This window comes from Methanocaldococcus infernus ME, assembly GCF_000092305.1.
GTDB classification, from domain to species: Archaea; AGJL01; Methanococci; order Methanococcales; family Methanocaldococcaceae; genus Methanocaldococcus; species Methanocaldococcus infernus.
Window position 1 is genome coordinate 947,094 of record NC_014122.1, and the last position, 21,347, is coordinate 968,440.

At 32.1% G+C, this 21,347-nt stretch carries 21 protein-coding genes and 1 pseudogene; 11 read left to right on the plus strand and 11 right to left on the minus strand.

Going from position 1 to position 21,347, the window contains the following annotated elements; all coding sequences use genetic code 11:
* Positions 1-3: 3 nt before the first annotated feature.
* Positions 4-2,127: an ATP-binding protein gene (locus METIN_RS05240; RefSeq protein WP_013100453.1), complete on the minus strand. Its 2,124-nt coding sequence runs from the start codon at positions 2,125-2,127 to the stop codon at positions 4-6.
* Between the two features lie 30 nt (positions 2,128-2,157).
* Here METIN_RS05240 and METIN_RS05245 point away from each other — a divergent pair, with 30 nt between their 5' ends.
* From METIN_RS05245 to METIN_RS05255, 3 genes are read left to right on the plus strand one after another with little or no spacing between them, the layout of a single operon-like run.
* Complete coding sequence (locus METIN_RS05245) at positions 2,158-2,793, plus strand: hypothetical protein (RefSeq protein ID WP_013100454.1); 636 nt, start codon at positions 2,158-2,160, stop codon at positions 2,791-2,793.
* The gene (locus tag METIN_RS05250) at positions 2,790-3,575 is read left to right on the plus strand and encodes a sugar phosphate isomerase/epimerase family protein (protein ID WP_013100455.1); all 786 of its coding nucleotides are present in this window, start codon (positions 2,790-2,792) and stop codon (positions 3,573-3,575) included. The genes METIN_RS05245 and METIN_RS05250 overlap by 4 nt, the downstream gene beginning before the upstream one ends.
* Positions 3,576-3,578: 3 nt before the next feature.
* A complete protein-coding gene (locus METIN_RS05255) occupies positions 3,579-4,292 on the plus strand; it encodes a UPF0280 family protein (protein ID WP_013100456.1) in 714 nt (237 codons plus the stop codon).
* Here the strand turns inward: METIN_RS05255 and METIN_RS05260 are convergent.
* From METIN_RS05260 to cofH, 7 genes are all read right to left on the minus strand, one after another.
* Positions 4,289-5,053 (minus strand): proteasome assembly chaperone family protein, encoded by a 765-nt coding sequence (locus tag METIN_RS05260; protein ID WP_013100457.1) that lies wholly within the window; start codon positions 5,051-5,053, stop codon positions 4,289-4,291. The genes METIN_RS05255 and METIN_RS05260 overlap by 4 nt on opposite strands.
* Positions 5,054-5,114: 61 nt before the next feature.
* Positions 5,115-5,723: an OB-fold nucleic acid binding domain-containing protein gene (locus METIN_RS05265; RefSeq protein WP_013100458.1), complete on the minus strand. Its 609-nt coding sequence runs from the start codon at positions 5,721-5,723 to the stop codon at positions 5,115-5,117.
* Between the two features lie 42 nt (positions 5,724-5,765).
* On the minus strand, positions 5,766-6,335 hold the full coding sequence (locus METIN_RS05270) for an S-layer protein (protein ID WP_013100459.1): 570 nt from the start codon (positions 6,333-6,335) through the stop codon (positions 5,766-5,768).
* A 75-nt stretch (positions 6,336-6,410) separates the two neighbouring features.
* Positions 6,411-8,405, minus strand: coding sequence for an S-layer protein (locus tag METIN_RS07455; RefSeq protein WP_013100460.1), 1,995 nt, complete (start codon positions 8,403-8,405; stop codon positions 6,411-6,413).
* A gap of 185 nt (positions 8,406-8,590) precedes the next feature.
* Positions 8,591-9,016, minus strand: coding sequence for a UPF0179 family protein (locus tag METIN_RS05285; RefSeq protein WP_013100461.1), 426 nt, complete (start codon positions 9,014-9,016; stop codon positions 8,591-8,593).
* Positions 8,994-10,319, minus strand: coding sequence for a P-loop domain-containing protein (locus METIN_RS05290; protein WP_013100462.1), 1,326 nt, complete (start codon positions 10,317-10,319; stop codon positions 8,994-8,996). The genes METIN_RS05285 and METIN_RS05290 overlap by 23 nt, the downstream gene beginning before the upstream one ends.
* Positions 10,312-11,379, minus strand: a complete 1,068-nt coding sequence (gene cofH / locus METIN_RS05295) for a 5-amino-6-(D-ribitylamino)uracil--L-tyrosine 4-hydroxyphenyl transferase CofH (RefSeq protein ID WP_013100463.1) — start codon at positions 11,377-11,379, stop codon at positions 10,312-10,314. The genes METIN_RS05290 and cofH overlap by 8 nt, the downstream gene beginning before the upstream one ends.
* Before the next feature lie 86 nt (positions 11,380-11,465).
* On the opposite strand from cofH, the gene rpoE reads away from it, so the two are divergent.
* The 5 genes and pseudogenes from rpoE to METIN_RS05315 all read left to right on the plus strand — a co-directional run bounded on the left by rpoE (position 11,466) and on the right by METIN_RS05315 (position 13,176).
* Complete coding sequence (gene rpoE, locus METIN_RS05300) at positions 11,466-12,020, plus strand: DNA-directed RNA polymerase (RefSeq protein WP_013100464.1); 555 nt, start codon at positions 11,466-11,468, stop codon at positions 12,018-12,020.
* A gap of 3 nt (positions 12,021-12,023) precedes the next feature.
* The gene (gene spt4 / locus METIN_RS05305; RefSeq protein WP_013100465.1) at positions 12,024-12,203 is read left to right on the plus strand and encodes a transcription elongation factor subunit Spt4; all 180 of its coding nucleotides are present in this window, start codon (positions 12,024-12,026) and stop codon (positions 12,201-12,203) included.
* 4 nt (positions 12,204-12,207) lie between these two features.
* A pseudogene (locus METIN_RS05310) lies at positions 12,208-12,678 on the plus strand (GTP-dependent dephospho-CoA kinase family protein); the annotation flags it as partial.
* Positions 12,679-12,687: 9 nt separating this feature from the next.
* On the plus strand, positions 12,688-12,987 hold the full coding sequence (locus METIN_RS07585) for a 30S ribosomal protein S24e (protein WP_083771776.1): 300 nt from the start codon (positions 12,688-12,690) through the stop codon (positions 12,985-12,987).
* A 3-nt stretch (positions 12,988-12,990) separates the two neighbouring features.
* Positions 12,991-13,176: a 30S ribosomal protein S27ae gene (locus tag METIN_RS05315; protein WP_013100467.1), complete on the plus strand. Its 186-nt coding sequence runs from the start codon at positions 12,991-12,993 to the stop codon at positions 13,174-13,176.
* Here METIN_RS05315 and mfnF read toward each other — a convergent pair.
* A complete protein-coding gene (gene mfnF, locus METIN_RS05320) occupies positions 13,160-14,131 on the minus strand; it encodes a (4-{4-[2-(gamma-L-glutamylamino)ethyl]phenoxymethyl}furan-2-yl)methanamine synthase (RefSeq protein ID WP_013100468.1) in 972 nt (323 codons plus the stop codon). The two genes, METIN_RS05315 and mfnF, sit on opposite strands and share 17 nt — an antisense overlap.
* 24 nt (positions 14,132-14,155) lie before the next feature.
* Here mfnF and METIN_RS05325 point away from each other — a divergent pair, with 24 nt between their 5' ends.
* Positions 14,156-14,635 carry a UPF0254 family protein gene (locus METIN_RS05325; protein ID WP_013100469.1) on the plus strand — a complete coding sequence of 160 codons (480 nt, stop codon included), beginning with the start codon at positions 14,156-14,158 and terminating at the stop codon, positions 14,633-14,635.
* Here METIN_RS05325 and METIN_RS05330 read toward each other — a convergent pair.
* Entirely contained in the window at positions 14,621-15,223 is a 603-nt protein-coding gene (locus tag METIN_RS05330) for a DUF366 family protein (RefSeq protein WP_048203407.1), read from the minus strand. The two genes, METIN_RS05325 and METIN_RS05330, sit on opposite strands and share 15 nt — an antisense overlap.
* Positions 15,224-15,316: 93 nt before the next feature.
* Here METIN_RS05330 and trpE point away from each other — a divergent pair, with 93 nt between their 5' ends.
* On the plus strand, positions 15,317-16,684 hold the full coding sequence (gene trpE / locus METIN_RS05335) for an anthranilate synthase component I (protein WP_013100471.1): 1,368 nt from the start codon (positions 15,317-15,319) through the stop codon (positions 16,682-16,684).
* On the plus strand, positions 16,678-20,106 hold the full coding sequence (gene smc / locus METIN_RS05340) for a chromosome segregation protein SMC (RefSeq protein WP_013100472.1): 3,429 nt from the start codon (positions 16,678-16,680) through the stop codon (positions 20,104-20,106). The genes trpE and smc overlap by 7 nt, the downstream gene beginning before the upstream one ends.
* Here smc and METIN_RS05345 read toward each other — a convergent pair.
* Positions 20,101-21,333 carry a helix-turn-helix transcriptional regulator gene (locus tag METIN_RS05345; RefSeq protein WP_157198823.1) on the minus strand — a complete coding sequence of 411 codons (1,233 nt, stop codon included), beginning with the start codon at positions 21,331-21,333 and terminating at the stop codon, positions 20,101-20,103. The genes smc and METIN_RS05345 overlap by 6 nt on opposite strands.
* Positions 21,334-21,347 lie beyond the last annotated feature (14 nt).

The window sequence follows — 21,347 nt, forward strand, 5'->3', positions numbered from 1 at the left end:
CTATCACTCTAAGATTGAATAAAATCCATATCTTGGGGTAAATATGTCTCCACTTTTTCTTAAATATTCTAAGGTTCTCTCAATATCTTTCTCATCCATTCCCTTAGCCTTAGCCCTCTCATATATCTCAGCTTCAGGAGCTAAGTTGTCTCCTCTCTCATCTATTATCTCCTTAATAATATCTAAGAGTAAGTCCATCTTATCTCTTCTTGACTTTGGAGTTCCAGTTATCTTATCTAAATCTAAAGTTCCAGACTCTGGATCATAGGCAATCTCTTTTAGGCAGTAATCTATAATCTTTATAGCTTCTTCAGCATCCTTCTTTTCAACTTTCTCTGACAGTCTTGCTTTAGCATGCATCTCAGAGATTCTTATAATGGCTTCTAACTGTCTTGCTGTTATAGGAATTGGATTATCTCCCTCTCCTAACTTTCTCATCTCTAAGTAATAATTTTCTATAAGCTTCATAGCCTCATTTGTTAAGTATGGCATCTTTAACTTAACTTCACTAAACTCATTGTCTAAGTATAAAGCTCTATTCTCCTCTATGTAAGCACAGTTTCTTGCATAAATAATATAGTATTTTAAAATCTTCTCATCTACAACTATACCATCAACCTCTATAGGGGCTAAGATCTGATAATCTTTTTTAGCACTCTCATAGTGAGCTTTTAAAATATATTCAGCTATCTCCTTATCTGTCTCTCTATTTGGAATATCTTTTAATGGAAAGATCAGATCAAATCTACTTAATAAAGGAGCTGGGATATCTATCTGCTCAATAACAGTTAAATTTCTATCAAATCTTCCTCTTTTTGGATTACAGGCTGCTAAGACTGCACACCTTGCAGGTAGTTTAACATTTAAACCTCCCTTACTTATGTGAATAGTTTGACTCTCCATAGCCTCTAAGATGTATTTCATAACATCCTTATCAACAGTTAGCTCATCTATACAAGCAGTTCCTTCATTTGCCTTAACAAAAACTCCAGGCTTGACAACCCAGCCATCACTTATCTCTGTGCTCTCCCTTGTAACAATAGCAGTTAAACCTCCTCCTGTAGCTGTGGTGACAGAGGCATAAGCATTTTGTGGAAAAAGCCTTGATATCCTCTTAAGCATTGTTGTCTTTCCAATCCCAGGGTCAGTTATTAGCAAGATATGGCTATCTCTCCTTAGTGGGGTTCCATCTGGTAAGAATTTGAAAGCCCCTTTAATCTGCTGTAAGAAGATGGCTTTCTTAACAATCTCATAGCCCTTTATTTGGTAAATTAAATAGTTTGACAAGATATCAATAATATTTTTCTTCCTTCCAAGCTCATCTAAGATCTCTATAATTTCTGGATTATTTATTATATCTCTAACTTCAATCCTCTGATAGCTTTCAGAGAGATTTATATAGTTACTTCTAACAAATATTTCAAAGACTGGCAAGTTCTTCCTTGTCTTTTTTCTTAGGACAGTTCCTATAACTTCAACCCTTCCTGAGTAAATTCCTTTACTATTCTCAAGGAAAACTTTAATGCTTCTTGGAGGGTCATCAGGATTTTTCATTAAGTCTATTGGTTGTTGTATCTCTAACTCCTGTATATTTATATAGGTTGATTCATCATAATCTAAAATCATCTTTTCTCTACAGATTTCTCCATCCTTCTCTCTATTACAGATAGGTTCAGGAAGCTCAAAGTAGTTATGGATATTTATATATTTTATATTTCCACACTTAGGACAGACAAAACAGGCTTTTTTAAGTAGGGCACAAACCTTTCCAGCCTTTATAATGTTTCCTTCAAATTTAACTAACCTATTAACATCCTCAGCAGAGATATCTTCAATAACCTTATAACAACCCATTGGATTTTTAAAGGCTATCTGTATCTTTTCAATCTTCTCATCTTCCCCATAGATCTCTATATAAGTCTCTTTAAAGATACTATATATTATGTCTTCAGCAAACTTTGGCTTTTTAATGATGATATCATTAATTTCACAAGCCTCTGGAAATTTCTCTATAAATTTTTTTATGTCAAACTCAAAAATATTATTCCTTGGCAAATTTTTCAGCTCTTCCTTAATAAAAAGCTTTAACTTATCCTCAAAAAGCCCTCTAAATTCTTCCTCATCCATCTAATCACCAAAAGTATGGAAGGTGAGTTTATGAAAGATATCTTTATTGAAGCTTATAGATGTATTAAAAAAGAAGAACTCTTTATCATCTTTATTATCTCCATAGCTATGTTTATATCAATTTATTTTAATAAGTATATATTTTTACTTTTCTTCACAATAATTTTGAGTGGCTTTTACTTGGAAATATTAAAAGAGGGAAAGAGATATAATTTAATTACCCTCTTAATTAATGGAGTTAAATATATTGCTTGGTTTTTATCTTTACTTTTCCCCATTTATTTAATATTTGTCATCCTACCTACTATAGTTTTAAAATATTTAAATGTTCCTCTAATTTACACAATTATCATAGTTCTCTTAATTTCCTTCTTTCCCTTCTTGCTCATCTTTTTCTACTTTCCAATTGGAGAGGTTGATTTTGCCAAATTTGGGTTTAGAGCTTACTTAAGGATGAAAGAGTTATTCAAAAAAATGATTAATGTTAAGTATATTCTCTTTATAACTATTCTCTACCTTATCTATTCACTTCCAGCTTTAGCACTCATATTTATTTTTATTAATAAATGGTTTACCATATTTTTGTTCATCTTAGCCAATAACTTAATATATCTTTACTGTAAAAAGGCTGAACTTCTCTACTACAAGAGGGAGGTAGAAGTATGAGGTTTGGGATCTCTTCCTTAGTCTTTCTACCAGAGAGCTTAGACTCAGCTTTAAATAAGATAACCAATAAGTTCAGTGTCTGGGAAGTTGTTTGTGAGGGAAACCACTACTTAGATGTTAAGAATATAAAGCTCTTGAGAGATGCTAAAGAAAAGTATAAGGTTGATATAGTTGTTCATGCTCCATTTGCTGATCTAAATCCTGCCTCTATGAACTATAGGGTTAGAGAACTAACTATTAACTGTATTAGGGATGCTATTGAAGGAGCTTATGAGTTAGATGCTGAGTTAGTTGTTATACACCCTGGTTATATCCCAGAGCTTTGGAAAGACTTAAAAGAGGAGGTTTTAGATAACAACTTTTCAACAATTTTGAAGTTGGTGGAGATTGCTGAGGACTATGGTGTAAAATTAGGCTTGGAAAATATGCCAAACTTTCCAGGAGTTTTATGCCAAAAGGCTGAAGAACTTAAAAATATCTTAAATGAGATAGACTCAAAATATTTAGGGGTTACTTTAGATATTGGACATGCTAACACTGTTGGAAATATTGAAGAGTTCATAGATGAGCTAAGGAATAAAATTATTCATATTCACATTCATGACAACAATGGAGAGAGGGATGAGCATCTTGCTATTGGAGAGGGGAAGATTAATTTTTATAGAGTGCTTAAAAAGTTGGTGAAGATAGGTTATGATAAAATCCTAACCATAGAAAATAAAAATTTAAGAGATGCTCTTAAAAGTAAAGAGATTTTATTAGAAATTTTGGAGGATTTATAAAAAATGTTCAGGAGAAGAGTTATTATTAAAGAAACTAATTTATTGGTTAAGTTAAAGGATCAGAGATACTTTAAATTTGTAGAGGAGAATGTAATTAGATTAAGAGCTGAGCTTGAACACTATATTTTAAAAAATCCTTATTTTTTAACTTCTTTAACTCCTATCTATGTTGAAGAGGCTCCAGAGATTATTAAGCTTATGTCCCTCTCCTCCATAAAAGCCAATGTTGGACCTATGGCAAGTGTTGCTGGAGCCATTGCTGAGCTCTCTATTAGAGATGTGCCTACTGAAGCTATAGCAGATAATGGTGGAGACATTGCCTTAAAAACTAAAAAAGCTATTGTTGGCCTATATTCTGGCTCATCTCCAATATCTGGAGAGATTGGATTTTTAATAAAAAATAAAAAGTTTTATGGGGTTTGTACATCATCAGCAACTGTTGGACATTCTATAAGCTTTGGTAATGCTGACTCTGTAACAGTCTTTGCCAAAAGCCCAGCTTTAGCTGATGCCTCAGCTACAGCTATCTGTAATGTAACTATTGGAAAAGATAAAGAGGAGATGATACAGAGAGGCTTAGAGAGAGCTGATAACATAGAAGGAATAGATGGAGTTTTTATAGTTGTTGGAGAGCTTGTAGGAGTTAAGGGAAAGATTCCAAAGGTAATTAAAACAGATAAAAAAGCTACTTTGGGAGAATTATTTGATATTTATTAACCAATATATCTTAGATCCTCATCACTTGGTGGTTTTTGCATAGCCTTGACCATCTCTTCTTCAAACTTTCTAATTCTCTCTATAAATTGTTCCATACTCTTAGCTCTCTTTTTAAGTTCTTCCATATCTATCTTTATATTCTCAATAGATGAGAATTTTTCAAGAACTGCTTTAGCTGCATTTGGGTCTATTAGATAACCAGGAGTTTCCCCCATTAAACAAACTCCTGGTAGGTTGTTAAGATCAGCAAAGAGTAGCATTAAACCAGCAGCTCCTACTATTCCTCCACCATCTGATCTAAACTCAACTCCATGCTCCTTTATCTTTTCAGCTAACTCTTTTCTGTTTGTTGCTCCATAAACCTTAGGCTCTTCACTAATCTTTCCTGTCCCAAAGCCTCCAAAGGTGTAGACAAAAGAGGCTCCATATTCTATGCCTATCTTAACAATCTCCTCAGATAGGTGATACTGTCCTATTGGAGAGAGAGCCTGAGTATTCCCTAAAACTATGATCATTGGCTTAGGCTCCTCTATCTTATAAAATTCAGCTCTCATATATTCAATAGTTCCATCATCTTTAACTAAAACCTGTGGGGGAAAGTCATAACAGTAGAGCTCTAAAAAGAGTTCTCCATTGAACTCATGAACTAAGTGCTCAGCTGCTAACCTACCAACATGTCCAATTCCTGGAAGCCCTTCAATAAGAAGAGCATCTTTTAGAGGATCAATTTCTTTAACAACTTTTCTTATCATCTTCACCATGATTAGACACCTTTAATAGTTTAAAGTTAATTTAAATTTTTTAGCTTTTAATATATAATTATTATTCTTTATCTTTTTCTGAGCACCACTTACATTTCCTATACCCTAAGTTTAAGGCATCTTCCTCAGAGTAGAAATAAATTTTATTATCTTCTTTAATTTTCTTACCATATGGGCAATCTTTATTTGTATGGTAAATTTTTGAGTATTTTGATGCATATATATTAGTTTTGTTTTTAGCTAAGGTTATTTTATCTTCAAAATTCTTCTTCAAAAGAAGTTTAAAATCTTTAATATCCCTTAGTATAATCTGATATCTTCCTTTATACACTGAAACCTTCCCTTTAACTTCAACATAATCTCCTTCTAAGATATTCTTCTCCTTTATATACTTGGTTAGTTCTTCTCTCACTTTACCAAAGGCTACAATATCTATATCTCCAGAATCATCAATAATTCTAATTTTATAAATTTTTTCAATCTCATTATATTTATTTTTCTTAGCATAAATTTTAGAAATATCTCCTCTTAAAATAACATAATCATCTTCTTTAACTTCAGCTATTTTCTTATAAGTTGGCTCTGGTGGAAAAAAGTAGAGATATGTAAAAGAGGAGAGAATAAAAATAAGTAAAAGAGGTAGAGTTAAGTTTTTAGGATGTATTTTCATATTTTACCTCAAGAAAAACTTTGAAAAACCTTTATAAAAACCTTAAGGCTTCTCTATTTTAACAGCCTTTCCGTCTTTCCATTCTACGAAGATTGGTTCCTCTGGAATATAATCCAAGGTTTTAAAGTACTCTACGGCAGCTTTAGTTCCCCATCTGTCTGAACCAGCTAAGAGTAGAACTTTAACTTCTTTGTAGAGATGATCGGAGATCTTAACATTCAACTTAATCATTTCAATAACTCCCTTATTCTTTCCTGGATATTCATTAGTTACTTTAACCGGGAACTTATCCATTAACTTCTTAGTTAATGGGTTTGCCACTGGCCCTCCGATTAGGATAGTGTCTTTTGTTATTTCTATATTATTATTTGTATTTGTTATTAATACTGGATTAATTTTCAGCTCTTTAGCAAGATCTAAATCTGAAGCAGTTCCTGCATAAATATCAGCTGTTTGTATAAATACTTTTAAAGTATAAGATTTAATATCTTGAGATACATCAGGACACCTTATATATGGAGAGCTTTTCCATCCATTACCTTTAGCATAAGCTCCACTCATTACTATTAATGCTAAAGTTAACATTACTAATATTAATACCATTTTTCTCATAATACTCACCAAAATGAACTTTTTTATGTAAATGTGTTAATATAATTTAATAAAAAAATAAGAAGATTTGAAGATTTATTCAAGTTCAGCCAATTTTTCTATTAAGTATTTAGCAGCTTCTCTTGTCTTGTATCTATCTCCACCAGCTACAACTACAACGTCATGTCCGTTAGCTGCGCCAGGAATTACTGCTATAGTTGCTGGACTATCGTTGTCTAAACTTATTTTGCCCATATCGACTAACTCTTTTGTTAATTTGTTTGCTACAGGCCCTCCAATTAAGACTAAGTTTTTATCAGCCGCATCTAAGCTAATTTCAGTGTCTAATTTGGCTATTGGAGTAGAGACTGGACATGGTTTTATTGCATTAGCCTCTATCTCATTTAATTTTATATCTGCATTTAATATAGGCTGTTCTTGACCTGGCTTTAAGCATATGGATTTTGTAGTATCCATTGAATAGTAAACATATAACCTATCTTTCTTGTCTTCATCATCAAACTTAAATACTGCATAATCCTCTGGGAAACTTAATTCGTCTCCATTTTCTAATCCATCCAACTTATCTCCTTCATATCTTAAAGCTATACCAACTACACAATCTCCAGTTTTAATATCTTTACTTAATACTAATTTATTGTTATCCATTACAACAGCATATATTTTCCAATCTGGAACATATTCTTTACCTAAATCTAATTCTTTGCAGTTAGTTAGTATCTTAAGTTCTGCAAATCCTGTTTGTTGTGGAATATTCTGCCATGCTTTATGTACAACAACAGCTATGTCTCCTTCTTTATAGTATAGAGTGAATGGAGCTTCTTTAAACTCTGATTTTACTACTTGACCATTCTTTAGAATTTCTACTTTAACCTTTGCTACATTTTGTGGAATATCTTGTAATATATTTGAAACTTTTACCTGATAACCGTTTCCAAGATCATAAACTGTACCTTCTTGCATTACGTCTGAATATACACATTTTCCAAGTAATATATAATCATCATCAGCATCAACTTTACCAACTGTCCAAGATGATCCTAAGAATGGAATTACCATTCCTTTATCTATACATCTAGTCAATAATGGATTTGATTCTCCATCTAAATATGCTAAACTCATATATAAAGCATCTTTTTTGTCGATTACATAAGATTCTGGATCGTTTGGATCTGGTTTAACTATTACTGCTAAGACTTCTCCAGCATCGTCATCAATGTCGTACCAATCACTTGGATCTATATCATCAATTTTTAACATAGTTCCCATTGAACCTAAACTAATTCTTGTATCCATTACAGTTTTTAATTTTTCAATAACTTTTTGTAAGTCTATTGTTACTGTATAAGTACCATCTCCATTATCCACTATATTAACAACAATGTCTGATTTGGTAGGATCTTTACTTAATATTGCATCAATAAACTTATTATATTCATCTTCACCTAAAGCTAATTTAATATCATTTAATAACTCATTACCATTTATATTATCTTGGTTAATATTTAATTTGGCATTTGTAATTGTTCTTTCATTTATATTAAAAGTTATTGAAAGAGTTGGATTACCTAAATCTTCTAATATTTTTGATACTAAAGCATATTCACTACTAACTTGTGCATTATACATTGGGATATTTTGTAAGTCTTTCATATCATTAACGTCTAAAACCCCTAAGTTACTTACTAAGTCGTCTGCATAATCACTATCAGAAGCGGTTATAAAGATTGTTGGCTCTGTTAATAAAGTACCGTGGTCATATATTAATTCATCGTCACTTTTAGAACACACATGAACATCTAAGCAAGCCTTTCCAGTATCAACTGTACTCTCTTTATAGCATAAGCTACCTATAGCTGCAGCAACGTCAGCAGCTGAAACAACGTCCATAGTTGATGGAGCGTTTGCACCGACTACAACGTAGCAGTTTGGCTGTCCATCTTTAACAAATATATCTTTAGAAACTTCCCCTATAACTGTAACTTCAGCGGAAACTCCACTTGCTAAGGCTGTAGCTACCATTGCTCCTCCAACAGCTATAGCACCTATTTTCTTTAAACTCATTGCCATCTCTTTCACCTAATTTTATGTTTTGACGGTATAACATTATGGCCATAGTAGTATATAAAGCTTACGAATTGAAAAAGTTTATAACTTTGTTTCTTGAAATGAAACTTAATTAAAATTGAGATTTCAAAAATTAAGGTAAAAATTAGCTAAATTTTTAAAAAATAAAAGGTTACAAAAATTTGCAACTAAATTAACCTTAAAATAACCTTCCTTAAAGATAAGTTATTTTTACACTCTACTCTCTCTAAAACCTTCTCAACTCTAACCTTATCTCCCTCAACTAATCCCTGAGGAACACAAAATTTATAGTTTTCACAGTCACTATTATCACATAAAATTGGGGAGTAAGTAAATGATAATCCTTCTAAAGCTTTTTTACTTTCTATGATAGCTTCAATTTCAGAAATCTCTACTTCAACAGCTTTAACTCCACCTAAGTGGATCTTACACCTATGGTTTGTTGATCTAACAGACTTTATTTTATAAATTCTACCAACCTCTAAGTTATGACAAAGATTTTTAAATTTACAGTCTTTACACTCTTCTAACTCTCCCAAGTAAATAAATTTTTCTCCTTCCTTAGCTAACTTACTTCCTATTAAAGTTATCATCTACTATCTCCTCAGCCAACTTTTTATAATAGTTAGAGAGCTCTTTCCTAAACTCTTCCAAATTTAAATAGTAAGCTCTATGGTTCTCAATAATCATAGCCCTATCTCCAAGAGCTGTTAGTAAGTCTAAGGAGCTTGTTACTATAATAAACCCTGTTTCTCTCAACTTTTCCCTCTCCTTTCTTATTATATAAGAGAGTGGCTTAACCCCCTCAAACTTTTTATTTAATAATCCTTCAACTAAGAGATTAACAGCTGAGTTATCTTCATCAATTAAAACTAACTTTTTCTTTAGCTTAATAGCTTTCTGTATTTGATAAGCCATAGTCATAGAGCCTGAAGCTGTACCATAAACACTTTTAGGCTCTCCCTTAATTCCCTCAGGAAGTTTTTCAAAAAATAGGCTTATATCTTCTCCCCTCATCTCCATAGTTCCAGCTGAAGCTTTAGATAAACTTTTTGTTGTAATTATAAATTCTCTCCCATCTCCAATAAGATGATCATCTTGGCCACTATCTATAGCCTGTAGAAGAGTTGATTTCCCTTGAGCATTTCTTCCAGTGATAATAAAGATTTCTTTCTCTTTAATCCCCAAGCCTTTAACTTTTCTATATCTTAATTTTATCTCTATAGGCTCTAACCCCTCTGGACAGTAGAAAGAAATATTATCCTTCTTAGGTCCAGCTATTCTATAGTGTTTCCTAACCTCAGTGTATTCTCTTGCTACTCTTGAACCATTGGCTATAAAAGAGACTAACCCCAAGTTTTTTAAAATACTTCTTAAATATTTTTGATCAATTATATTCTTTGCCTCATCAATTAGAATATTTATATCAACATTTTCAATAATTTTATTGATCTCCTCAGCTATCTCATCCACTCTCTCCTTAACCCTCTCTTCTCTATCAAAGACCATCCTTAAGATTAAAAAAATCTTATCTTTTTCTATATAGTTATATTTATCAGCTCTCCAAAGGTTTGCTCCAAAGTTTAGGTCACAATTGACAACAGTTAGGGGTTCATAAAGCTCTCTATATCTTCTCCTAAAATAGCCAGCAAGTTCAGGAAAATTATTGACATTCTCTTTTATGGTTTCTATAACTCTCTGTGTAGCTCCTTCTATTCCATCTTTATAATCTTCTAACTTTAAAAACTTCTTATTCTCAAAGCAAAAAGGTAGAACAACTTTAATAAAACCATCAGGTTGTTTAACAGCATAGTAAAGCTTATTTTTATTTTCCTTTGTTAATAACTTCCTATTTAGAAATTTAGAATTAATGCTTTTAACTATTTCATCAATCATATCTTATCAACTTATATAAAGTATCTCTCTGAGCTGGCTTTAGATTAACTTGCCTTATCATCTCTTTTATCTCTTCAATGCTCATTGATGATACTGTAGCCCCAGCACTCTTGGAAATGTTTTCCTCTATTAGGGTTCCACCTACATCATTAGCCCCAGCTCTTAAGGATACTTGAACCAACTTCTTCCCAAGCTTTACCCAAGAGGCTTGTATATTCTTTAAAACTCTATAAAAGATTATTCTACTAATTGCAAAGACTTTTAAATCCTCTATCCCACTTGCCCCAGCCCTACTTTTCCCATCTCTGTAGAGTGGAGAAAGTTTATACATAAATGATAGTGGAACAAATTCAGTAAACCCCTTAGTTTCCTCTTGAATCTCCCTTAATAAAAATAGATGATTGACCCAATCTTTATAGTCTTCAACATGCCCATACATCATAGTGGAAGTTGTTGGAATTCCTAAGGAATGAGCTTTCTTTATAATATAAACCCATTCTTTAGTCTTTATCTTGTTTGGACAAATTTTTTCTCTAACTTCATCATCTAAGATCTCAGCAGCTGTTCCTGGCATGCTGTCTAAGCCACTCTCCTTTAATACTTTAAGAGCCTCTTCAACATCTAAATTAGCATTTTCAGCAGCAAAATAAACCTCCATTGGAGAGAAGGCATGTATATGTATATCAACTCTCTCCTTAATAGCCTTCAAAATCTCAGCTTGGTAGTAAGTGTCTATCTTAGGGTGTAAACCTCCTTGGATACAAACCTCTGTACATCCCAGTTGTTTAGCTTCAATAGCTTTCTTAACAATTTCCTTTATATCTAAGAAATAAGCTTTCTCATCCTCTTCAGGAACATGGAAGGCACAGAACTTACAGTTACAGTAGCAGATGTTTGTGAAGTTGATATTTCTATTAACCACATAAGTAACTACATCTCCAACCTCCTCCTTTCTCAGTTGGTCAGCAAATTTTAAAATGTCATAAAAGTCTTCCTCATAAAATAAATCTAAAGCTTCTCTCTTTTTAATCCCTCTCTCTTTAAATTTTATCAGATCCATACAGCATACACCAAAATTTATATAAAATTTTAATTATTATTAAGGTTAATGCTTTTTTAAATTTAACCTCTTTTTAGGTGATGGACTTGTATAAAATTTTAGAAGTTGCAGATGTTGTTAGAATTCCTCCCTCAAAATTTGGAAGTGATCTAAAGGAAACAGTTAAAGAGATATTAATAGAGAAGTATGAGGGAATGTTAGAAAAAAACTTAGGGTTTGTCCTTTCTATAATTGATGTTAAGGAAATTGGGGAGGGAAGAGTGATACATGGAGATGGCTCAGCTTATCATCCTGTAGTATTTGAAGCTCTCATATATAAGCCAGAGATCTATGAGCTTGTTGAGGGGGAAGTTGTTGATGTTGTAGACTTTGGATTATTTGTTAGACTTGGCCCATTGGATGGCTTAGTTCATGTTTCTCAAATTATGGATGACTATGTTAGCTATGACCCAAAAAGAGAAGCTATTATAGGAAATGAGACTAAGAAGGTTGTTGAGGTAGGGGATACAGTTAGAGCAAGAATAGTGGCTATAAGCTTAAAGAGTGATAGAAAGAGAGGAAGTAAGATAGCTCTAACCATGAGACAGCCAGGGTTAGGAAAGATGGAGTGGATAGAAGAGGAGAAGAAAAAAGAGGGTTAAGATATGAGAGCATGTATAAAGTGTAAATATCTTACAGAGGAAAAGGAGTGTCCTATCTGTAAGAGCCCAACAAGTGAGAAGTGGATAGGCTTGTTAATAATCTTAGACCCTGAAAAGTCAGAGATAGCTAAGCTGTTAGGAATAAAGGTTAAAGGAAAATATGCAATATCAGTTAAGGAGTAAAATTATGCTGAAGCTTCCAGATCATTTAAGGGAAGAGCTGAGAAAGCCTTTTGGGAAAGTCTATAAGGAATTTCCAGATGTTGATGGTTATATAGTAACTGTTGGAGATATAGTAACAAAGTCAGCCATAGAAAAGGGAGTTAAGATAAAGTTGGCTATCTATGACTTGAAGACTAAGAGAAATATCCCTGTGAAGATAAATTATAAGTTTAAGAAGACTTTTAAAGTTTGTAATCCACCTGGTTATATATCAGATGAGGCAATAGAAAAGATTAAATATATCTCTCAATTAAATGATGATGACATTGGTTTATATGTTGAAGGAGAAGAAGATCTTTTAGCCCTGCTGGTAATAAAGTATTTTCCAAAAAACATTTATGTTGCCTATGGGCTTCCAGATAAGGGAGTTATTTTATTGAAAATAGATGATGAGCTAAAAAAGAAGATAGATGAAATACTAAAAAAATTTGAAAAGGTGAAGATGATGAACATAAAAATAGTTTCAGAGAGATACAACCCCTTAGCTCACAGAAAGGAGATAAGGTTTATAGTGGATCATGAAGGAGCAACTCCAACATTTAAGGATGTGAAGCTAAAGCTTGCAGCCATGTTAAATGTTAATAAAGAGTTGTTGATTGTTGAATCTATCTACCAAGAAACAGGATTACAGAGAGTTAGAGGCTATGCTAAGGTTTATGATAATGAAGAGTTTTTAAAGTACTTTGAGAGAGAGCATATAATAAGAAAGAACCAATTAGAAGAAGAACAAGAGCAAGAGGGATAAAGGATGACAAAGGGAAAGAAAACAGCAAAATACAAGTATTATAAAGTTGAGGGGGATAAAGTAGTTAGGTTAAAAAGATTCTGTCCTAAGTGTGGTCCTGGGGTGTTCTTAGCTGAGCATTTAAATAGATATTCCTGTGGAAGATGTGGATATATGGAGTGGAAACAACCAGCTAAGAAAGAAGAGTAAGTTTTAACAACTTAGCCACTGAAAAACTTGGCATGGCTAAGGAAACACTCTCATCATATAACTCTTTTATAGACTTTATCCTATACTCCCTTAAAGCCTCTTTTAATATCTCTTCTCCTAAACCTACAGTAACAACTTCTTCTAACCCATAACTCTCAAAGATGATTTTAACTTCCTCTCTAACCATCTCAACCAATTTTTTATAGAACTCTTTAGCTAAGCTATAGAGCTCTTCCTCTTTTATCATCTCAATGTCTCCACATACAACCCTTGATAACCTTATTAAGCAACCTTCTCTATCCTTCCCTCCACCATCAGGAGTTTCACAGCTGTAATTTTTAACCTTCCCTAATAAATAGTTGATATCAGCAGTTATAGCAAAGTATTCTGATGCCACATTTGTTAATTTTCCTCTAAATATTATTTTTCTTGCTAAGAAATGTAGAGGAGTTCTTAAAGCTCCAACATATAAGAGTTGGTTATTCATCAATCTATCTAAATCTGTTTTTTTAGCTAAAACCCTTCCTTCTTTTATTGGAATGATGTCAGTGGTGGTTGATCCCATATCAACTAAGATACAGTTGTTAGAAACAAATCTCTTAATAAATTCTGCTGTAGCCATCCAGTTTGAAGCTGAAACCTCTAAGTATCTTTTTTTAGCCTCCTCTGGAGTTAAAAATTTGCCATTAACATCAAAGATATAGACATTGTCAAAAACTGAAGTCACTTTATCTATAATATCTTCAACCCCTTCTTTCTTAGTTTTATAGCAATCTGAAAGCTCTGCAGTCATTACTAAGGCTACATAGTCAGCATCATAATTTTTTAAAACCTCTACTAACTTATCCTTCATCTTCCACATTGGTAAATAGTGAGTATCAATTTTATATTTCTCCCCTTCCAAAATAGTTATCTTAGTGTTGGCTCCTCCAATATCTAAGCCTATAATTTTCATCCTCTCACTTCATGGTGGTTAATGATGATAACAGTGGGAACAGCTGAATGCTTTACCCATGGTCAGATAGGTTTAACCATACATAAAGCTTCTGCTGGCTATCCTAATATAGAATATAAATTCCCTGAAAAAATTAGAGAGGTTAGAGTTTTAACCTCAATGTTTATCCCCTCTATCTATGCTGCTGAAAAACTTTTAGATATCTCTCTCCCAGAGCCAGATTTTGAGTATAAGTATGCTAAGGCATACTCTGAAGAGAAAGACTTATTAGTGGCTAAGCTTATGGCTAAAGGTTTAAAAGAAAAGTTAAATCTTGACATAGCCATAGGAACAACTGCAGGAGTTGGTAGAGGAGCAATAGCCATAATAACCAATAAAAAAGAGGAAGTTTTTACAACAGATATTTATGCCAACCTCTTAACCTTTGAGAATGTCCTTGAGAGACAAAAGAGAGGAATAGAGTTAGGAATAAAAAAAATTATAGAGATATTAAAGGATTGGTAAGGTTTTTCTAATATCTCTCTCTATTCTCTCAACCTCTCCAACATACTTATGAGCTATCTTTTTCATCACTTCCTTAATCTCATTTTCATTCAAAAACTCTTCTAAACCTACAACTTTTACATGCTCAGGCCCTTTGGAAGAGACATTAAGCCCTAAGTGTATCTTATGAGACACTAACCCAGAAGAGGCTATAGAGACAGATAACTTTCTATCTCCAATGTATAGATCATCTCCTTCTCTCCTTACTTTAACTCCAAAATCATTAAGTACTTCCTTAGCCATCATCACTAAAAGCCTCTGTCTAAGATAGGCAACCTTTATATTGTTTGTATCAAAATGCTCAACTATAAAGTTTATAGCCTTCTCAGATTTTATTGGATAATCTATATTAAACTCTTTCTTAACATCTGCTAAGTCTTTCATATTATCCTTACTAACTTCCATCTCCCCTATGAAAGCTACTATACTATCCTTCCTTGTTCCAAATGTCTTAAATGCCCATAAAGGAGAGAGTTCTTTACCAGTGTATTTTAAATTTAACTTGTTATCATTTAATATAATTATATCCATATAATTTCCTCCATACATAATAAAACCCCACAAGTTAATTAATACTTCTAATAAATTGAAATATTACTCTTAAATATAAATCTTACTAAAATATAAATAAAGTGATAAACTATGAAAATCTTGCCTTTAACTGTATCTCCAATAAAGTGTTATGAATATCTTGAAGAAGAAAATACTTTTCTCTTAGAATCTGGAGAATTAACAAGAGAATCAAGATACACAATTATGGGAAAAGCTGAAGGAATTGTTTCTATGAAGGATGGGAAGTTAAGAGTAAAGAGCTTTTCAGAGTTTTCTGATCAAATAAAGGATTTAGAAGGCTCCTATAGTTGTCCATTAGAAGCTTTAAATTTGGTTAGAGATAGGTTAAAAGAGAAAGTAAATTATAAAAATTTAAAAGATTTGAGATTTAAAGGAGGATTAGTTGGTTACTTAAGTTATGATATAGTTAGATACTGGATAGACTTGGAAGAGAAAGAAGAAACTATAAAGTTCCCAGATATGGAGTTTTTTATTGTTAAGGACTTTATAGCCTTTGATTTAAAGGGAGAGAAAATTTATTTAGTTGGTGAAGATGAAAGAATTTTAGAAGAGGCTAAGAAGTATAAGAGAGAGTATAAGGTAGAAACTAATAAAATAGAGTTTAAGAGCAATGTAAATAAAGAGAAATTTATGGAGATGGTTGAGAGAGCTAAAGAGTATATTTATGCTGGTGACATCTTTCAAGTAGTTTTATCAAGGAAAATTTTATTTGACTGTGAAGGATTAGATCCCTTCTTAATTTACAAAAAAGTTAGAGAAATTAACCCTTCTCCCTACATGTACTATTTAAACTTTGGAGAGAGGAAGATTATAGGCTCATCTCCTGAGATATTGGTTAAGACAGAGATGAGAGGAAATAAGAAGTATGTGATAACAAAGCCAATAGCTGGAACTATAAGAAGAGGAAGAGATGAAAAAGAAGATAAGGAGTTGGAGAAAATACTATTAAATGATGAAAAGGAGAGAGCTGAGCATGTCATGCTTGTTGACCTTGGTAGGAATGATATAGGAAAGATATCAAAATTTGGAACTGTGAAGGTTACTGAATTTATGAAGATTGAAAAGTATTCACATGTTCAACATATAGTTAGTAAGGTTGAGGGAGAAATTAAAGATAAATATAATTCCTTCATGGCTGTTAAGGCTACATTTCCAGCTGGTACATTAAGTGGAGCCCCTAAGGTTAGGGCTATGGAGATAATAAATGAGCTTGAAGTTGATAGAAGAGGACCTTATGGAGGAGGAGTTGGCTACTTTAGTTGGGATGATCTAATGGACTTAGCCATAACTATAAGAACCTACACCATCTCAAACAATAAAGGAGCTATACAAGTAGGAGCTGGAATTGTCTCTGACTCTGTTCCAGAGAAGGAGTGGGATGAAACTGAGAGGAAAGGAATGGCTAATGTAAGGGCAATAAGGGATTTACTATGCTAAAAAGGATAGAACTAAAAAACTTTAAATCTTTTAAATCTCTCTCTTTAGAGATCCCTAAGGGCTTTACAGCCATTGTAGGCCCTAATGGTAGTGGGAAGTCTAATATTGTTGATGCTATCCTCTTTGTTCTTGGGAAGAGCTCAGCAAGAAAGTTAAGGGCTAATAAGTTTAGTTCTTTAATTAACTATCATAAGGGAAGAAAGGCTGAGTATGCTGAAGTAACCCTATTCTTTGAATCTAATGGTGAAGAATTTGGAATTTCAAGAAAGGTTAAGAAGAGTGGAGAGACAGCTTACTATTTTATAAAAAATGGTGAGAAGAGAAGATTAACAAAGAAAGAAATTATAGACTTTTTTAGAAGGCTAAAGCTTTTAGGAGACAATATAATCTCTCAGGGAGATCTACTAAATATAATAAATATGTCTCCAATTGAGAGAAGGAAGATAATAGATGAGCTTAGTGGAGTCTCTGAATTTGATGAGAAGAAGAAGAAAGCTGAGGAAGAGCTAAAGAAAGCAAGAGAGTTAATAGAAATTATTGATGCAAGAATTTCAGAGGTTAAAAGTAACTTAGATAGGTTAAAGAAGGAGAAGGAAGAGGCTGAGAGATACTTAGAGTTAAAGCAACTTTTAAAAGAGGCGAGATATGAGCTAACAAAAAAGAGAATTGATTATTTAAATTTAGAGATAAATAATTTAAAAGAGAGAATAGAGAAACTTGAGAGGGAAAAGGAGGAGAAGATAAAAAAATTAAAGGAGATTGAGGAAGAAATTAAAAAGAAAAAAGAAGAGATAAGTAAAGTCTTAGAGAAATTAAAGGATAGTGAAGTATTGGACATCTACAATAAAATTAAAGAGCTTGAGCTTGAAATAAGACATGAGAATGAGATATTAAAGAGCTTAAGAGAGGAAAACCTTAGAATAAAGAATGAAAAGGAGAAACTCTTAAATGAAAAAGAGAAGTTGAGAGAAGAGATTAAACTTAATGAAGAAGCTATTGAAAAAAATAGAGAAAAGATTAAGGAGATTGTAAAGAGCTCAGATATGTTAAGGAAGGAATACTTAAAAATTAACCTTAGCCTTAAAGAGCTTGAAGAAGGAATAAACAAGTTGAGAGAAGAAAAAGAAAATTTGGAGAAAGAAATTGAGAAAAAAAGAGAAAAACTACTAAAGATAAAAGAAAAACTTAACCTAATAAGAACTGAGATTTATAAAAAAGAGCTTGAGATAAAGAATAACTTAGCTAAGATTGAAGAGCTAAAAAAGGAAATGAAGTTTGAAAAAATAGATACTAAAGATCTTTACATAGAGTTAGAGAACTTATCTATTGAAATATCCTTCTTAGAGAAAGAGTTAAGAGAGTTAAAAGAGAAAGAAAGAAAAGTTAAGGATGAGATTAGTAAGTTAAACTCAGAATATTTAAAGGAGAAGGCTAAGATAAAGGCTTTGGAAGAGATAAATCTTGATAAAGCTATTAAAGAGGTTCTAAAGCTTCCTGGGGTTATAGATATAGTTGGAAATCTTGGAAAGACTAAAATGAAGTATAAAAAAGCTATTGAAGTTGCTGGAGGTTCAAGGTTAAAGTATGTTGTAACAGAAACTACTGAAGATGCTATAAGGGCTATAAACTATTTAAAGTCTAAGAACCTTGGTAGGATAACATTTTTGCCACTTGATAGAATAAGAGGGAGGAAAATAGAGCATATCTATGAAGATGGAGTTGTTGGGAGGGCTATTGACTTACTCTCTTTTTCCCCAGAGTTTCAGAAGGTTTTTGAGCATGTTCTTGGAAATACTATTATAGTTGAAAATATTGATATTGCTAAAGAACTCTCTAAAAAATATAAGGCTAGATTTGTTACACTTGATGGAGATGTGATAGAGCCTTCTGGAGCCTTAATAGGAGGTAGCTATATAGAGAAGAACTTAATTAAGGTTGATGAAGAGGAGAAAATTAAAGAGCTTGAGCTAAGTATATTGAAGAAGGAGAGGGAGTTAAGGGAGATAGAAGAGAGAATAGAAGATCTTGAAAATAGAAAAAGAGAGTTAGAGAGAAGAAAAATAAGGATTGAGGAGAAGTTAAGAAGCATAGAAGAAGAAGAGAGAAGAAGAGAAAGAATAGTTGAAGAAAATAGAATTAAAATAAAAAAACTTGAGCTTAGAAATAAAGAGCTTGAAGAGGAAATAAGTAAATTAAGAGAAGAAGAGAAAAATATAGATGTAGAGAAGCTTGAAAAAGAGATAGAAGAGCTTAGTAAAAAGAAGGATGAGATAAATAAGAGAATAGAGGAACTTGGAGTTCAGGAGAAAATAAACAAGTTAAAAGAGATTGAGAAGAAAATAGTTGAGCTTAACAATGAGAAACTTGGTTTAGAAAAAGAAATTGAAAAATGTAAGAGCTTAAATAAATTATTATTAGAGAGAATAAAGGAAATTGAAGAGAAAATTGATGAGTTAGAGAGGAAGGATAAAGCTATTATAACAAATATAGGAGTTTATGAAGACAATATAAAAAAGAAAGAACTTGAGCTAATGAAGTTAAAAGAGAGGTATGAAAAAATCTCTGAAAAGATGAAAGAGCTTAATAATAAAAAGAGATCCTTAGAAGAAGAATTAAGAGAATTAGAAATTAAAAGAGAAGAACTCTTAAGGGAAATAAGAGATATAGAGAAAGAAATAAATAAGTTACATATAGAAAAGGCAAAATATGAGAGTAAGTTAGAGGAAGAAAGAAAAGAGCTTTACATTCAGGAGGAAACTAAAGTTAGGGAAGAGATTAAGGAGAAAGATATTAAAGAGCTTGAATTTCTCATTAGTGAGATAGATAAAGAGATTAAAGCCCTTGAGCCTGTCAATATGAGGGCTATTGAGGACTACAACATTATCTATGAAAGATACAAAGAGTTGCTTAACAAAAGAGAGAGTTATGAGAAAGAAGAGAAAAAATATTTGGATATGGTTAAAGAAATTGAAAAAAAGAAGAGAGAAGTTTTCTTAAAAGTTTTTGAGAAGATAGCTAAGAACTTTGAAGAAGTTTATAGGGAAATTGGTGGAGTGGGAAAACTTAGGTTAGAAAATGAGGAAGATCCTTTCAGTGGAGGCTTGTTAATAGATGCCTCACCAAGAGGAAAGAAGCTTTTAAGCTTAGAACTAATGAGTGGTGGAGAAAAAAGCTTAGCAGCCCTTGCCTTCCTCTTTGCCATCCAAAAGTTAAATCCTTCATCATTCTATGTTCTTGATGAGGTAGATTCAGCCTTAGATGTTAAAAATGTCTCACTGATAGCTGAAATGATAAAAAATTTATCAAGAGAGAGCCAATTTATTGTTATCAGCCATAGGGAACAGATGATTAGTAAGGCTGATGTTGTTTATGGAGTCTATATGGAAGATGGAGTTAGTAAAGTAGTAGGAATAAAATTATAAGTTATTCTTTATTTCATCTGATAATGTTAATTTGTTAATCCTTCCAATCTTCTCCTTAATAATTATCCCCCTATCCTGTAGCTCAGAAACTATCCTTGAAACCTTTGGCTTGGACATGCCAGTAATCTCTATTAACTCTTTCTGAGTTATATGCCCATGTTCTTTAATAATCTCAACTATCTTCCTCTCATCTTCAGTTAGGAAGTCCCATATTAACTTACACCTTGAAGTTAGGTAATTTTTAATCTCCTCCTCAAGTTCAATAACTCTCTCTCTTAGCTTTTTATTCTCTTCAGCTAACTTCTCTTTCTCCTCACTCAACTCACTTATTAACTTTATTAATTTCTCATTTTCATTCTTTAATGAATTAACTTGATTCTTAAGCTCTTCTTTTTCCATCTCAACCTTAGAGACTTTCCCATTAACTATATTTAAGATCTCTTCCTTCTTTTTTATTTCTTCAGTCAACTTTTTTATTTCAAGATCTTTCTCATTTAAGAGACTTTTTAACTTCTCTAATTCCTTATCTCTATCTTTCTTATCTTTAAAGAACTTTAAGCTAACTCCTAATAAAGAGGCTATAAGAAGTGAAGCTAAAATTAAAATTAAGTTACTTTTAGTTTTTGTTGTATTGCTACTTGGAGGAGAGTAAGGAGCGTACATATATTTAAATGAAAAAGTTACTATACTTGGCTCTTGATTTTTAAATTTCCAAATAATTATCTGATTCTTCCCATTTCCTGTTATATAGTAATTACTTGGAGTAATAACATCACTTGCTAATATATAACCAGGAGGAAGAACAACTTTAACTGTTGTATTTCCAGCCACTAAGTAGCTTGTAATAAACTGATAATTATCTTTCCAAAATATACAGTCTCTACAAATTCCTTTTATTGAAATATTTATAAGTTCTCCTTTTTTTAAAGTTTTGTTAAACTCAAGCTCTAACTTAGTGTAGCCACCAATATAGTAAATTACTAAATCTGAGTAATTTATAGAGCTATTAACCTTCAAGTTGTCAAGTTTGTGAGGAATATAATAATAGAGAGTCTCTGTATCATTCTTGATTTTCATAAGTATATTTATATTTTCATATGCTAAATTGTTGTAAGATATATTACAATAAATTTTTTGATTTACTATTTCATGCTCTAATCTTTCTCCAAGACTTAGAGGAAGCAATAAAAATAATAAAATTAGTATAATCTTTTTTATTTTAACCACCAAAACAAAGTTTA